Origin of the sequence: Pseudomonas sp. NPDC086566, assembly GCF_050280885.1 — a bacterium.
GTDB lineage: Bacteria > Pseudomonadota > Gammaproteobacteria > Pseudomonadales > Pseudomonadaceae > Aquipseudomonas > Aquipseudomonas vlassakiae.
Map to the genome: position 1 here is coordinate 276,593 of NZ_JBNNWD010000004.1, position 14,170 is coordinate 290,762.

A 14,170-nucleotide genomic window follows, 5' to 3' on the forward strand; every position below is an offset into this window, starting at 1 on the left:
GGCGGGCATAATGCAGATTATGTCTACAGACCCAGGAACACCCGCATGACCCAGATCAGCGTCGAACGCAAACACTCCCTCGGCCGCGATGCCGCCCGCGCCAAGGCCGAAGCGCTGGTCGACAGGCTCAGCCGTGAATACGACCTCAAGGCCACCTGGAACGGTGACCGGGTCGACGTGGCGCGCAGCGGCGCCAATGGCAGCGTGCACATCTTTGATGACAGCATCCGCGTGGAGCTTAAGCTCGGCATGATGCTGTCGATGATGAGCGGTACCATCAAGGGCGAGATCGAGCGGGCACTGGACAAGGCCCTGGCCTGAAGCCAGGGCTGTCGCCGGCAAGGGCGTAGCTCACTGGTCAGGGAACGGTATCACGCCGTTCACCTGCTCCAGGCGCAGGTCGCCCCGGTAGACCTGCAAGCGCTCTGCAGCGCTGCTGGCTTCTTCCATCCGCGCCTCACGGTCCTTGCTGCGCGGCTCCCAGAATTTCAGGTGGCCCTTGGCAAAGTCACGGGCCGGTGCATCTTCGCTGCGGTAGTGGAAGTGGGCTTCCCAGAGCACCGTTTGGGGGGCCTCGGTGTCCCTGATCTGGTACACGTCGAGGTAATCGCCGGGTCTGCTCAGGGCCTTGCGCGTGGTAGTACGGCTAATCTGCAGGCGCTTCTGTTGATTGAGGTAACGTAAGGCTTCGCCGTCCGGGTGGCGGGTCTTCAGGTAGGCCTCGGTGAGCAGGCGCTGCTTTTCTGCCGTAACCGTCTGGATGGCCAGGCCCAGGTCGCTGACCAGCTTCATGTCTTTCGGCGTATCGCTGCTTGCCAGTTGCCCGGACACCTCGCGCATGTCCTGGATGTGCCAGTCCATCAGGTCCTTCAGGCTATTGGGCTCGTTGCTATACAGGTTGGCGATCCTGATCCGTTCGTCCTTTCGCTCCAGCAGGTGCTTTGCGCGATAGCGCTGCTCGGATCTGTCCGGAACGCCCGGTTGGGCATCCTGGGCGGGGATTTCGTACCAGGTACCTTCGCGTAGTTCATAGCGGCCAGCCGGTTGCTCGGTGACCGGGTTACGTTGAACCGCCAGGTTGCCCTCCTGCTCACGCTCCACCAGCACCGAGTGCCCTTTCGAGGTTCGGATCAATGTTCGTTTGCCGGGCCGCACGCGGTGGGTGACGCGGCGTGGGGGCGAGGCAATGCCGCTTTCGATGCTTTTGACCACGCCGTCCAGTTCGGCCTCGGTCAGGTCGATCACGTCATCCAGTGCCTTGATGAACTCAGTGAGCATGCCGCTATCGATAGCCGTTTCGTCGAAAGACCGCATGTAATGGGCTTTGCCCAGCGTGCGCAGGTAGTCGCGCAGGGCGTTGGTCAGCACCTCGGCCTGTTGCTCGAGCGGCAGGTTGGCGGCGGTCAGGCCGTCATGGGTCCAGAAGGTGGTGGTCAGCGCCTTGTCGCTCAGGGCGCCCTGCAGCGGCAGCAGCTCGGCCGCAGATTCGGCACTGAGCAAGGTCTTGTCCAGTGTGAGGTACGCCAGGTCGCTCAGCATTTGCGCACGGATGATCAAGGTCGAGTAAGGGCGTGACTTGATGGCTTTGTCGATCTTGCTTTTCTTGTGCTGGAAGTCGACCTGGGTGTCATCGAGCGCTTCGGCCAGCGTCTTGTCCAGTCGCTCGCTGACCTTGAGCAGGCGCCGGCTGACGCTGAGCGCATCGCGGGTGGCATCACGGTACACGATGTACTGGCGTGTCTGTACCTCATCTGTCGGCAGCCTGCGCAGCCCTTGGGCCAGCTCCTTCAGGCGTTCGTGGTCGGGCAGCTCCAGCAGACGCCGCATCAGCAACAGGTCATTGTCGATGCAGGTTTCGGTCCAGTCGTTGTGGCATGCCACCCGCCAGGCTCAGGTCCAGCGACCATTCGCCGTTCCAGCGGGTCAGCCAGGGGCCTTTGCTGCGCTCACGCCCGACGATGTGGTAGCCGTCCGCGCTCCCTTGCCATTGCGAGACCCATTCATCCTGGCTCTGGTCCGGGCCAATCACCTGCACGCCGCCCCAGTTCTCCTGCACCTCGTAAACCGTTTCGCCCAACTTCACGTAGTAGCGCTGCTTAACCTCGTACAGCCCCCGCAGGCGCCCCTCGCTCAACGGCTTCAGGCCAGCGAGCGACTGCCGGGCCTGCAACCTGGCCAGTGCCTGGCGTCGCTCCGTCGACAGGTTACCCAGCCGCTGATTGGCGCGCCAACTGCTGGCATAGGCATGCCCGGGCCGAGTTGTGGCATCAGGGGCCGCCCAGTCACGCTCTGTGGGCGGCTCGCTGGGCGGCGCCTCGTTGAGTAACCGCTCGGCCGGTTGCGCGAAACGCAGCGGTGCCGGCGGCTCGACCATGGGCACAGGAGGGCGCGCTGCGCCGTGGGCGAGGAGCATGGCCAGGTTGGTAAGCAGGTCGGTGACCGCCAGGATACGGTTTTCGTCCGTGCCGTTGGCCAATGCCGACACATCATCCTTGGCTGCCGAGACCGCCAGCACCAGCCACACAAGACTGGCGAGGGGGCCATGCCAGAACAGCGTCAGCGTGTTGAACAGCGCCCACGCCGCCTGCTTCACCAATGCCCATTTCTCTTGGGCATTGGAAACGCTGTTCCTTGAAGCGGCCTGCAACATGGCTTCGACTCTGGCATCGAACAGGTGGCGATCCAGATCGTCGTCCCAGGCCGCGAACTCGATGGTGACTGGCCGCTTGAGCGTGTCCAGCACCGTGTCGACCAGCGCAGAGTCGACGCCCAGCAAATGGGCGATGTTCGACAGCCCGGGATGCAGATGCGGGCGAATGAAACCGTCATTCTCGTAAACAGCCCGGATGTCGTTACCCAGCCAGTCGAGTACGCTCTGCTGCAACTCACCTTTGCTGCGCAGGGCCACCATCAGCGCCTCCAGGGTGGCGAATTGCAGCAGGGTGTTGTTCTCATAGAACGGGCGGTACAGCAGCCAGCCGCTGCGCCCTGGCAATTCGATCAGATACATGCCGTGCGCACGATCGGCGGATTTGGCACCCGGTGCGCAGAGAAAGGCCAGCGGGGCGAAGCGTGGCCGTGGCGCCTTCTCGTCGGCGTGACAGGCATCCAGAAGCGCCTTGCGCGTGGCTTCGTCCAGTTGCCCCTCGCAGCCCGCCTTGAGCGTGCTGAACCGCAGCTGGCTGCGCCACTCGCGGGCAAACTGGCTGACACGCGCAGCCCTGCGGGGCTGGGTGTTGACCTTGTCGTTCACGTATTTCGGGTAGCTGCCGCCGATGTCAGCCTTGATGATCAGCGACTCGATGTCTTCAAGCGTGAGCTCACCTTTGTAGGGCGTGCCGTCGGCGTTGCTGATGCGGGTTGCCACTTCACTGGAGCCCAGCCGGGAAATTGCCAGCTCGGTCAGGGTTTCTTCCCTGAGGAACAAGCTCTGTGGTGCTGTCGGGCTGGACCCTTCGAGCCTTTCGGAAATACTGATGAGCAGTGCATCCGGATTGCATGTTGTCTTGCCCTGATGGGCGACCTGCAACTGCTCACGCAAGCGTCGGCTGGCGTAGCGGCTTATCGAGTCGATATCGCCCAGCGAGGTGGTGCCTTTGAATTGCCCCTGGCTGGCGGCCAGTTCGAGCAACGCCGCGTGATAGTCGAAGCGCTCCGCGGGCTTTGCGTTCACCAGCCAGCCAGGCAGCTTGACGGAGGGCAGGTCATCGACCTGGCAAGCCTGGTCGAGAAAGTGGGGTGATGGGTCGCTGACGCGAGCGAAAGTTGCCTCGAGTTCGGAGACAGAGGCCAGGCCGTTCACTCGCAGGCGCCTGATGTCGTCAAGGATGACATTGAGGACTTCAGTGCCCTGCAGGGCAAAGGGGCTTTCGCCTGCAGGCGAGCGGGCCCAATGCAGCGTGCGGAAGTGGTAACGGTCGGCCAGTTCGGCCTGCAGCGCGGCGCCGAACGCAGGCAAGTCCTTGTAACTGCGAACGACACCGGAAGGCTTGCAGGCCAGCACCCGGTTGGCCGTGCCCCGTGTTGCTGTCAGCAGCAGGGTGGGTAGTGGCGGATGAAAAGTGTCTCCGTCGTGTTCCAGCGTGATCTGCAGGGTATTGATCGACAACCCGTCAGTGGCGCCCGCGAGCATTTCGTACAGCATCGACTTTTCGTCGTCGCGCAGCCCCTGGCGCTGCACATTGGCCAACAAAGCGGCTTTGATGGTTTGCTCGACCCAGCGCAGCCGGGGTACCTGGCTGTCATCGTCATAACCGTTCCAGAAGCTGACCTGGGCTTGCTGGAAGGCTTCGACAAGGGTGCTGAGGAGGTCGTCGAAAGCGCTGTTGAGCCTTGCCATGTCCAGGTTGATTTCCGGCTGCGAAGCGCTGCCAGCGGCGCTTTCCTGCGCGCGAAAGACCTGTGGCGGGGCAATGCTCAGCTGGTCGCTTGCCGTCAGCTGCAGTGGGGTGCGCGCCAGGAAGTGCATCAGTAACACCTCGACCAGTTGGCGTTGCCCGGGCGCGCTGCCTGCTTCGGCGGGGGAGAGGACGACAAACGGGTCAAGCGATGACAGTTGTGGGTGGTTGCGGCGGATCCACGGGTAGTGGTCGACGAGAAGGTGAAAACCCTCGCGAGACAGCACCTCTCGCAAGCGCGGCCGTTTGGCGAAGCAATGTGCGATCGATTGTCTGAAGGTAGGGCTTTGCAGCATGTCGCTCATGGTGAGGCTCCGATCAGGTGAGAGCGTGCACGCTAAGGCACCTGACCGGATGGGCGGCGGTACATGAATGTGGCCGCCGTGAGCTTAGGGTGAGGTTTCTAATTTATTTGCCTACCGTGTGCACAAGCCCAACCTCCATGGGCGGTTTTTCCTCCACTCATGAGCATGAGGTACACAGCATGGCCAAAGTGACTGCGAAGAAAAAGGAAGAAGCCCTGGGCACGCTTGGCGAGGTGCGTGGTTACGCCCGCAAGATCTGGCTGGCCGGTATCGGCGCCTATGCCCGCGTCGGCCAGGAAGGCTCCGACTACTTCAATGAACTGGTCAAGGCCGGTGAAGGCGTCGAGAAACGAGGCAAGAAGCGCATCGACAAAGAGCTCGATGCTGCCAACCACCAGCTCGACGAAGCCGTTGTAGAAGTCAGCCGTGTACGCGGCAAAGTCGAAGTCCAACTGGACAAGATCGAAAAAGCTTTCGACGCACGGGTAGGTCGCGCCTTGAATCGCCTTGGCATTCCGTCTAAACATGACGTTGAGGCGTTGTCCATCAAGCTTGAACAGCTGCATGAGCTGCTCGAGCGCGTCGCGCACAAACCATAAGGAGAGCAGGATGGCTGGCAAGAAGAATTCCGATAAAGAAGGCAGCTCCTGGATCGGCGGGATCGAGAAGTACTCCCGCAAGATCTGGCTGGCGGGGCTGGGTATCTATTCGAAAGTCGACCAGGACGGCCCGAAGCTGTTCGACTCGCTGGTGAAGGATGGCGAGAAGGCCGAAAAGCAGGCGAAGAAGACTGCCGAAGATGTGGCTGAAAATGCCAAGTCCTCGACCACTTCGCGCGTGTCTGGCGTCAAGGATCGTGCACTGGGCAAGTGGAGCGAGCTCGAAGAAGCCTTCGACAAGCGCCTGAACAGCGCCATCTCGCGACTGGGCGTGCCGAGCCGCAACGAAATCAAGGCCCTGCACCAGCAGGTCGACACACTGACCAAGCAGATCGAGAAACTGACCGGCGCTTCGGTCACCCCGATCTCCTCGCGCTCTGCAGCTACCAAGCCGGCAACGAGCAAGGCGGCGGCCAAGCCACTGGCCAAGCCAGCGGCAAAAACCGCAGCGGCCAAGCCTGCAGCGGCTAAACCGGCTGCCAAGGCTGCCGCTGCCAAGCCTGCAGCTAAACCAGCTGCCAAGACTGCCGCGGCCAAGCCTGCAGCTAAACCGGCTGCCAAGCCTGTTGCAGCCAAGCCAGCCGCAGCGAAGAAGCCGGCGGTGAAGAAGGCCCCGGCCAAACCGGCAGCCGCCAAGCCGGCAGCACCGGCGGCCAGCGCCGCGCCGGCCGCTACAGCAGCGCCGGCGCCTACTGCGGCCCCGGCCAGCAACCCGCCATCGGCACCGGCCAGCACCGGTTCGTTGCTCTGATAGCGGTGTAGCGCCCTTCGCGGGTAAAGCGCAGCGGCGCACCGCCGCTGCGCTTTACCCGCGAAGACGTCGGTGCAGCAGTACATCTCCCACCGGTTACCCCTCCAGATACCGCACCGCCAACTCCTCCGCCGCCGCCCGTGCCTGCACCTGCAGATGCGGCGCCACCAGCATCATTACCTGGTACACCACGATCCCCGAATCCCCCTCGCGCCCCAGTACCCGTTGGTAATCCAGCGAGAACATCAAGGTCAGGGTGATCTGCTCAACCAGTTGGCCCAATGCCTGCGTCTCACTGACCACTTGCCCCTGACCCTTCAGGCTGGCAAGCAGTGCCGCCAAGGTGCGCTTGAGTGCGTTGATCAGGCTGCGCATGCCCCTTGCCAGCTTGGGCAGGCGACCGGTCAGGTTGGACAGGTCCTGGAACAGAAACCGGTACTGGGCCATGCGCTCGACGATCAGGTGCAGGAACAGCCAGTAGTCCTCGGCCTCCAGGCGCACCTCCAGCGGTGGGTCGAGCAACGGCATCAAGGCTTCCTCGAAACGCTCGAACAGCCCGTGAATCAATGGCTCCTTGCCGTGGAAGTGGTAATACAGGTTGCCCGGGCTGATGCCCAGTTCGTTGGCGATCTCCAGGGTCGAGACATTGGGTTCGCCCTGCGAGTTGAACAGCTGCAGGGCGCATTCGAGGATACGGTCTCGGGTCTTCATCCAGTCAGCTAGCTCATCGGGTCAGGACATAGGTGCCTGGCGCAGGGCCCAGCGGCGGATAGGTGGCGTTGCCCAGTTCCGTGCGGGGCGCCTTGAGCGGGCCGGAGCGCGGCGTGATCCACTCCAGCCACAGCGGCCACCAGCTGCCGTCGCGGCGCTGCGCGTCATGGAACCAGGCGCGGGGGTCGCTCGATAGCCTGGGGTTTTCCAGGTAGTACGCCTTGGGGTTGCCGGGTGGGTTGATGATGCTCTGGATGTGCCCGCTGTTGGCCAGCACGAACTGCCGGTCGCCACCGAGCAGCAAGGCCGAGCGGTACACCGCGTCCCATGGCGTGATGTGATCGTTGCTGCCCGCCACGGTGAAGCTGTCGAGGTCGACCTGCTTCAGATCGATGGGGGTGCCGCACACCTCCAGGCCTGCGGCGTGGGTCAGCGGGTTGACCTTGAAGAAGTCCAGCAGGTCACCGTGCAGCGCGGCCGGCAGGCGCGTACTGTCGGCATTCCAGTAGAGGATGTCGAAGGCCGGCGGGGTCTTGCCGAGCAGGTAGTTGTTGACCCAGTAGTTCCAGATCAGGTCGTTGGGCCGCATCCAGGCGAAGATCCGCGCCACCTCGCCGCCGTCCAGCACACCGCGCTGGTACGAGCGCCGCTTGGCCGCCTCGATGGTCTGTTCGTCGGCGAACAGGCTGGCCGGGCTGTCGAACTTGCTGTCTAGCAGGCTGACCAGGTAGGTGGCACTGCGTACCCGGCGCAGTTGGTGCCTGGCCTGCAGGTGGCCCTGCAGCGCCGCCATGGTCAAACCGCCAGCGCAGGCGCCCATCAAGTTCAGGTCGCGGCTGCCGCTGATGCTGCGGCAGGCGTTCAGAGCCTCTTCCAGCGCCTGTACATAACTCGACAGGCCCCACTCGCGGTGGCGAGGGTCAGGGTTGCGCCAGCTGACCATGAACACCTGCAGGCCGTTCTTGAGCATGTACTGGACGAAGCTGTTGGTCGGCTGCAGGTCGAAGATGTAGTACTTATTGATTTGTGGCGGCACCACCAGCACCGGCCGGGCATGCTGCTTTTCACTCATCGGCCTGTACTGGATCAGCTCCAGCTGCTCGTTGCGATACACCACGGCGCCGGGCGTGGCAGCCAGGTTGCCGCCGACTTCGAAGGCGCGCTCATCGACCTGACGGGGCAGCCCGTCGTTGTGGCGAAGGTCGTCGAGCAAGTGGGCGACACCGCGCACCAGGCTCTGCCCACCGGTGTTGAACATTTCCTTGACGGCCAACGGGTTGAGCAGCGAGTTGCTCGGTGCCAGCGCATCGTTGATCAGGTTGAACAGAAAGTGCGCACGGGCCCTGTCATCGTCGTCCAGGTGGCTTTCCTCGATCCACAGGCGGGTCTGTTTCTGCCACGCCAGGTAGGCTTGCAGGCCGCGTCGGTAGAACGGGTTCTGGCTCCAGGTCGGATCGTTGAAGCGTGCATCACGCGCGCTCGGCTGATAGGGCGTGTCGCCAAGCATCACCCGGCCCAGTTGCCCGCCCAGGGCCAGCAGGTGGCGGGCGGTGTGCAACGGATTGCGCAGGCCGTGGCGGCCAACACTGCGCAAGGTGGAAATCAGGTCGCGACCCCGCAAGCCGAGGATGGCGTTCTGCACGTTCATGCTGGTGGCGGGAAGCGTTGACGTTCCTTTGGCCGGTTTTTCTTTCATGGCAACAACTCCCTTGTCAGGCCACGGTCGTACTCATCAGTCGTGCTCGTGCAACAGCAAGCAACAATTCAGCCACCAGAGGCCGGACTGGGGTGCATGACCGCGCGCTGACGCTCTTGCTGGAGAAACTTCATGATGATGGGGGCGACAGCCTCGGCCCGGGTGATCAGGAACAGATGACCGTCGTCGATAATGTGTAGCTGGGCATTGGGAATTCGCCAGGCCAGCAGGCGCATGTTGATCAGCGGGATCAGCGGGTCGTCATCGCCGGCCAGCACCAGGGTCGGTTGCTGGATCTTGTGCAGCCAGTGGATGCTGGTCCAGCCAAGGCCGGCGAACAGTTGCCAGTAATACCCCAGCTTGCCGCCCGAGCGCACCTTGGCCGCATGGTGCATGGCCAGGTCGGGGTCGCGGCGAAAACCGCCACCGTAGATCAGCGGCGCGATGCGGATGACATGCGATGGCTGTACGTAGCGCCTGGGGCTGGCCATCATCCACAGCACCTTGGGCTTGCCCGGCACCATCACCGCACCGGCGGCGGTGGCTGCAAGTACCAGCTTCTTGCAGCGCTCGGGGTAGTCGTGGGCGAATTGCTGGGCCAGCGCGCCGCCCCAGGACACGCCGATGACATTGACCTGGCCGTAGTCCAGGTAATCCAGCATGCGTGCGGTCAGCTTGGCCAGGCCGGGAAAGCGGTACGGGTGGCGCGGGGTGGACGAGCCGCCCACGCCGGGCACGTCGAAAGCAATGACTTCCAGGTCTGGGTCGAGTGCCTCGATGAAAGGGAACACCAGCTCCAGGTTGGCGCCGATGCCGTTGAAGATCAGCAGCGGCGTCAGGTGCGGCTTGCCCGGGCGCACCGCAGTACGGATGGATTGGTCGTCCAGCTCGACGGTGCGGAAGATGTAGGGTAGCGGCATGCGCGTGGCTCTATGGCTTGAAAATGTACCGTGGCACGCTGCAGGCGGCCACGGCATTGCGACTCAACGCTCGTGTACGTAAGTGCCGGGTGCCGCCTCGCCGGCGGCATAGGCACGGTTGCCCAGGCGCGTCGGGGCCTTTTTCAGGTCGCCAGCGCGCTCGCCCAGCCAAGTCTGCCAGTACAGCCACCAGGAGTCGGCATGCTTTTCGGCGTTTTCTTGCCAGGCTACCGGGTCGCCCGGGCGGTCGGCGCCGGTCATGAAGCGGGCCTTGGGATTGCCAGGCGGGTTGAGGATGCTCTGGATGTGTCCGCTGTTGGACAGCACGAACTCGATCTTGCCGCCGAACAGGTGCGCCGAGCGGTAGCACGATTGCCACGGGGTGATGTGGTCGGAGGTGCCGGCGACGCTGAAAATGTCGCACTGGACTTTCTTCAGGTCGATGGCGGTGCCGCACACTTCCAGGGCTTGCGGGCGAGTCAGGGGGTTGTTCTTGAACAGTTCGATCAGGTCGCCGTGGAAGGCGGCAGGCAAGCGGGTGGTGTCGTTGTTCCAGAACAGGATGTCGAACACCGGTGGCTCGTTGCCGAGCAGGTAGTTGTTGACCCAGTAGTTCCAGATCAGGTCGTTGGGGCGCATCCAGGCGAATACCTTGGCCATGTCGCTGCCTTCGAGCACGCCGGACTGATAGGAGTGGCGCTTGGCGGCTTCGAGCGTCTGTTCGTCGACGAACAGTGCAACCTCGGTGTCCAACGTGGTGTCCAGCACGCTGACCAGCAGGGTCAGGGCATTGACCTTCTGCTCGCCCAGCGCGGCATAGTGGCCGACCAGCGCGGTGCAGGTGATGCCGCCGGAGCAGGCGCCAAGCATGTTCAGGTCTTTGCTGCCGGTGATCGCCAGTACCGCATCGACCGCCTCCTTCAGCGCATCGATGTATGTCGACAGGCCCCATTCGCGCTGGGCCTTGGTCGGGTTGCGCCAGCTGATGATGAAGGTCTGCTGCTGCGAGCGCAGGCAGAAGCGCGCCAGGCTCTTTTCCGGGCTCAGGTCGAAGACGTAGAACTTGTTGATCTGCGGCGGCACCACCAGCAGCGGGCGGGCATGCACCTGCTCGGTGATGGGGCTGTACTGGATCAGCTCCAGTACATCGTTGCGGTAGACCACGGCGCCTTCGCTGGTGCCCAGGTTCTTGCCGACCTCGAACGCGTCCATGTTGACCTGGCTGGGCATGCCGCCGTTGTTGACCACATCCTTGGCCAGGTTGGACAGCCCGTCCAGCAGGCTCTTGCCGCCGGTTTCGAAGAAGCGTTTGACGGCCGCCGGGTTGGACAGGGTGTTGGTCGGCGCCATGGCCTCGGTCAGCAGGTTGATGACGAACTGCCCGCGGGCGATGTCCTGGGGCGACAGGTCACTGTTGCCGACCCACTCCTGCAACTCCTTGCGCCAGGCCAGGTAAGTCTGCAGGTAACGGCGGTAAAGCGGGTTCTTGCTCCAGGCCGGGTCCAGGAAGCGACGGTCGTCACTTTCCGGGGCGAGGCTGGACTTGCCCAGCAGCACGTTTTTCAGCTCCAGGCCGAAGTGCGCCACATGCTTGGCACTGTGCAGCGGTTGGCGCACGGCCTGACGCAGCACGGTGCGCGCAGAGCTCAGCAGGTCCTTGCGGCGGATGCCGATGACCGGGTTCAGCCCCAGGGTGTTTTCCGAGGCCTGCCGCTGCAACTCATCGTTGTTCTTGTTACTCATCTACGACGCTCCGTTGTCCTGAGACGAGTACCGGATTGCTGTGGCGCAAGGCACAGCGGACAGCCCGGTACTGCTACTCGGGTGACCAGTGATAAGGAACAGCGGTGCTGCGGGCCGGATGCTTTCGGCGATGAGCTGCGGGGGATTCTGCGTGTGAAGACAGCCTGCTTTCGCTCGCGACCTCTACATACCGACCAGTGCCTGATTGCCTTCAAGGCGATGCAGGGAACTTGCCAGCTCCATTGGTTACCCGACTTTCGTGTAATGCGCAAGACAACCCGTTCAAGAGTTGTCTGTAAGGCATTCAAACAGATGAGATTAGAAAATGCGCTCTAATGCCTGGAAGGCTTGCGCTAGAGCATGAGTTTGACCACCGATTCGGCCGGGTCGCGGGACTTGCCGGCCTTGTGCAGCTCATCGAGGTACTCGGCCCACAGTTGCTCCTGGCGCAGGCACAACTGCTCGAGGTACTCCCAGGTGAACAGGCCGCTGTCATGGCCGTCGTCGAAGGTCAGTTTCAGTGCATATTGGCCGGCAGGTTCCAGGCCGATGAGGCCGACATTGATCTTGCCGAATTGCAGGATGGGGTTGCCGTGGCCCTGGACTTCGGCGGAAGGCGAGTGCACCCGCAGAAATTCGGCGGGCAGCTGGTACACCTCGCCGGGGGCGTAGGTAAGGCTGAGGGTCTTGGAGGCTTTGTGCAGGTTGATGGCGGTGGGCAGGCGGGCCATGGTCTGAATCTCTCGGGAGCTGATGGTGCAAGCTTCCAGCTTCCTGTGGCGGGATTCAAGGGCCCTTTCGCGGGACAAGCCCGCTCCCACAGGTTCACCACAATCTTGAAGATTGTGGTGAACCTGTGGGAGCGGGCTTGTCCCGCGAATAAGACGACGCCGCTTTTACAGGATGTAGCGCGACAGGTCTTCGTTCTGCGCCAGCTCACCGAGGTGGCCGTTCACATACGCTGCATCGATGACAATCGGCGCTTCGTCGTGGCTGCTGGCCAGGTCGCCGGCACTGAACGACACCTCTTCGAGCAGGCGCTCGAGCAGGGTGTGCAGGCGGCGGGCACCGATGTTCTCGGTCTTCTCGTTCACCTGGTAGGCAATCTCGGCCAGGCGCTTGATGCCGTCGGCAGCGAACTCGATGTTCAGGCCTTCGGTCTTGAGCAGTGCACTGTACTGCTCGGTCAACGACGCGTGTGGCTCTTTCAGGATGCGCTCGAAGTCTTCCGGGGTCAGCGCCTTCAGTTCGACACGGATCGGCAGGCGGCCCTGCAGTTCCGGTACCAGGTCGCTCGGCTTGCTCAGGTGGAACGCACCGGAAGCGATGAACAGGATGTGGTCGGTCTTGACCATGCCCAGTTTGGTGTTGACGGTGCAGCCTTCGATCAGCGGCAGCAGGTCGCGCTGCACGCCCTCACGGGAGACATCGGCACCGCCGACGTTGCCACGCTTGGCCACCTTGTCGATTTCGTCGATGAACACGATGCCGTGCTGCTCGACCGCTTCGAGGGCCTTGCCCTTGAGCTCTTCTTCGTTGACCAGGCGGCTGGCTTCTTCGTCGCGCACCATCTTCAGGGCGTCCTTGACCTTCAGCTTGCGGGCCTTGCGCTTGCCTTTGCCCATGTTGGCGAACAGGCTCTGCAGCTGGTTGGTCATCTCTTCCATGCCGGGTGGCGCGGCGATCTCAACGCCCATGTTGTCGGCCACTTCGATCTCGATTTCCTTGTCGTCCAGCTGGCCTTCGCGCAGGCGCTTGCGGAACAGCTGGCGGGTGTTGGAATCGGTGCTGGTCTGCGCGGCTTCCTCGCTGAAGCTGCTGACCCGCGCCTGCGGCAGCAGGGCGTCGAGGATGCGGTCTTCGGCGGCGTCTTCGGCACGGTGGCGCACGCGGACGATTTCCTGCTCGCGCAGCATTTTCAGCGCGGCATCGGCCAGGTCACGGATGATCGACTCGACATCGCGGCCGACATAGCCCACTTCAGTGAACTTGGTGGCCTCGACCTTGAGGAACGGTGCGTTGGCCAGCTTGGCCAGGCGGCGGGCGATTTCGGTCTTGCCGACGCCGGTAGGGCCGATCATCAGGATGTTCTTTGGCGTCACTTCGGCGCGCAGCTCGACCGGCAGCTGCATCCGCCGCCAGCGGTTGCGCAGGGCAATGGCGACAGCGCGCTTGGCGTCGTCCTGGCCGATGATGTGACGGTTGAGTTCGTGGACGATCTCGCGGGGGGTCATGGACATGATGAAAATGGTCCTCGAGCGGAGTAGGTCAGCGTGGAAAAGTCCCGCTCTGAGCGGGACGCCAGAACAGCTGCTTACTCGGCCAGGTCCTGCTCCTCGATGGTCAGGTTGTGGTTGGTGAACACGCAGATGTCACCGGCGATGTTCAGGGCGGTCTCGGTGATCTCCCGGGCCGACAGGTCGGTCTTGTTCAGCAGGGCGCGGGCTGCAGCCTGGGCATAACCGCCACCGGAGCCCATGGCGATCAGGCCGTCTTCCGGCTCGACCACGTCACCGTTGCCGGTGATGATCAGCGATGCGTCCTTGTTGGCCACCGCCAGCATGGCTTCCAGGCGGCTGAGGGAGCGGTCGGTACGCCATTCCTTGGCCAGCTCGACAGCGGCACGCACCAGATGGCCGGAGTGTTTCTGCAACTGGGCTTCGAAGCGCTCGAACAGGGTGAAGGCGTCGGCGGTGGCACCGGCGAAACCGGCGATCACTTGACCGTTGTACAGGCGACGGACTTTCTTGGCGTTGCCTTTCATCACGGTGTTGCCGAGGGATACCTGGCCGTCGCCGCCCATGACGACTTTGCCGTTACGGCGGACAGAAACGATGGTGGTCAAGGGGAGAGTCTCCACGCAGCGGGGCAAAATTGCCTGATGCAGACTCATATGGGGGTGGGGGGAAGGATTTCAACCGCGGGGGATGAATGGTCGCGCCTGGCAGGGGCATCTGTGTTGGCCCCTTCGCGGCGGTTCGGCGCCCC

The 14,170-nt window shown here is 63.1% G+C and carries 12 protein-coding genes; 3 read left to right on the forward strand and 9 right to left on the reverse strand.

The features are described 5' to 3' along the window. The first annotated feature begins 45 nt into the window (after positions 1–45). Positions 46–321 (forward strand): polyhydroxyalkanoic acid system family protein, encoded by a 276-nt coding sequence (locus ACQKPS_RS11210; protein WP_254482761.1) that lies wholly within the window; start codon positions 46–48, stop codon positions 319–321. Between the two features lie 30 nt (positions 322–351). Here the strand turns inward: ACQKPS_RS11210 and ACQKPS_RS11215 are convergent, their stop codons facing one another. Both ACQKPS_RS11215 and ACQKPS_RS11220 read right to left on the reverse strand, forming a co-directional pair. Then, on the reverse strand, positions 352–1,881 hold the full coding sequence (locus ACQKPS_RS11215; protein WP_427604046.1) for a hypothetical protein: 1,530 nt from the start codon (positions 1,879–1,881) through the stop codon (positions 352–354). Continuing rightward, positions 1,838–4,702, reverse strand: a complete 2,865-nt coding sequence (locus ACQKPS_RS11220; RefSeq protein ID WP_427604048.1) for a dermonecrotic toxin domain-containing protein — start codon at positions 4,700–4,702, stop codon at positions 1,838–1,840. Before ACQKPS_RS11220 ends, ACQKPS_RS11215 begins: the two co-directional genes overlap by 44 nt. Positions 4,703–4,881: 179 nt before the next feature. Here ACQKPS_RS11220 and ACQKPS_RS11225 point away from each other — a divergent pair, with 179 nt between their 5' ends. Further along, complete coding sequence (locus ACQKPS_RS11225; RefSeq protein WP_283724905.1) at positions 4,882–5,301, forward strand: phasin family protein; 420 nt, start codon at positions 4,882–4,884, stop codon at positions 5,299–5,301. Positions 5,302–5,311: 10 nt separating this feature from the next. Next, the gene (locus ACQKPS_RS11230; protein WP_427604050.1) at positions 5,312–6,112 is read left to right on the forward strand and encodes a phasin family protein; all 801 of its coding nucleotides are present in this window, start codon (positions 5,312–5,314) and stop codon (positions 6,110–6,112) included. A gap of 96 nt (positions 6,113–6,208) precedes the next feature. Here ACQKPS_RS11230 and ACQKPS_RS11235 read toward each other — a convergent pair whose 3' ends face one another. The 7 genes from ACQKPS_RS11235 to hslV form a co-directional block, all read right to left on the reverse strand. Continuing rightward, a complete protein-coding gene (locus tag ACQKPS_RS11235; protein WP_427604052.1) occupies positions 6,209–6,823 on the reverse strand; it encodes a TetR/AcrR family transcriptional regulator in 615 nt (204 codons plus the stop codon). Between the two features lie 13 nt (positions 6,824–6,836). After that, positions 6,837–8,519 carry a class II poly(R)-hydroxyalkanoic acid synthase gene (gene phaC, locus ACQKPS_RS11240; RefSeq protein WP_427604054.1) on the reverse strand — a complete coding sequence of 561 codons (1,683 nt, stop codon included), beginning with the start codon at positions 8,517–8,519 and terminating at the stop codon, positions 6,837–6,839. Between the two features lie 68 nt (positions 8,520–8,587). Then, entirely contained in the window at positions 8,588–9,439 is an 852-nt protein-coding gene (gene phaZ / locus ACQKPS_RS11245; protein WP_060509739.1) for a poly(3-hydroxyalkanoate) depolymerase, read from the reverse strand. Between the two features lie 63 nt (positions 9,440–9,502). After that, positions 9,503–11,182, reverse strand: a complete 1,680-nt coding sequence (phaC, locus tag ACQKPS_RS11250) for a class II poly(R)-hydroxyalkanoic acid synthase (protein ID WP_427604057.1) — start codon at positions 11,180–11,182, stop codon at positions 9,503–9,505. A gap of 353 nt (positions 11,183–11,535) precedes the next feature. Beyond that, entirely contained in the window at positions 11,536–11,913 is a 378-nt protein-coding gene (locus ACQKPS_RS11255; protein ID WP_103445993.1) for a gamma-butyrobetaine hydroxylase-like domain-containing protein, read from the reverse strand. Positions 11,914–12,078: 165 nt separating this feature from the next. After that, positions 12,079–13,422: an ATP-dependent protease ATPase subunit HslU gene (hslU, locus tag ACQKPS_RS11260; protein ID WP_254482769.1), complete on the reverse strand. Its 1,344-nt coding sequence runs from the start codon at positions 13,420–13,422 to the stop codon at positions 12,079–12,081. Positions 13,423–13,496: 74 nt separating this feature from the next. Then, on the reverse strand, positions 13,497–14,027 hold the full coding sequence (gene hslV, locus ACQKPS_RS11265) for an ATP-dependent protease subunit HslV (protein ID WP_054884302.1): 531 nt from the start codon (positions 14,025–14,027) through the stop codon (positions 13,497–13,499). Positions 14,028–14,170 lie beyond the last annotated feature (143 nt).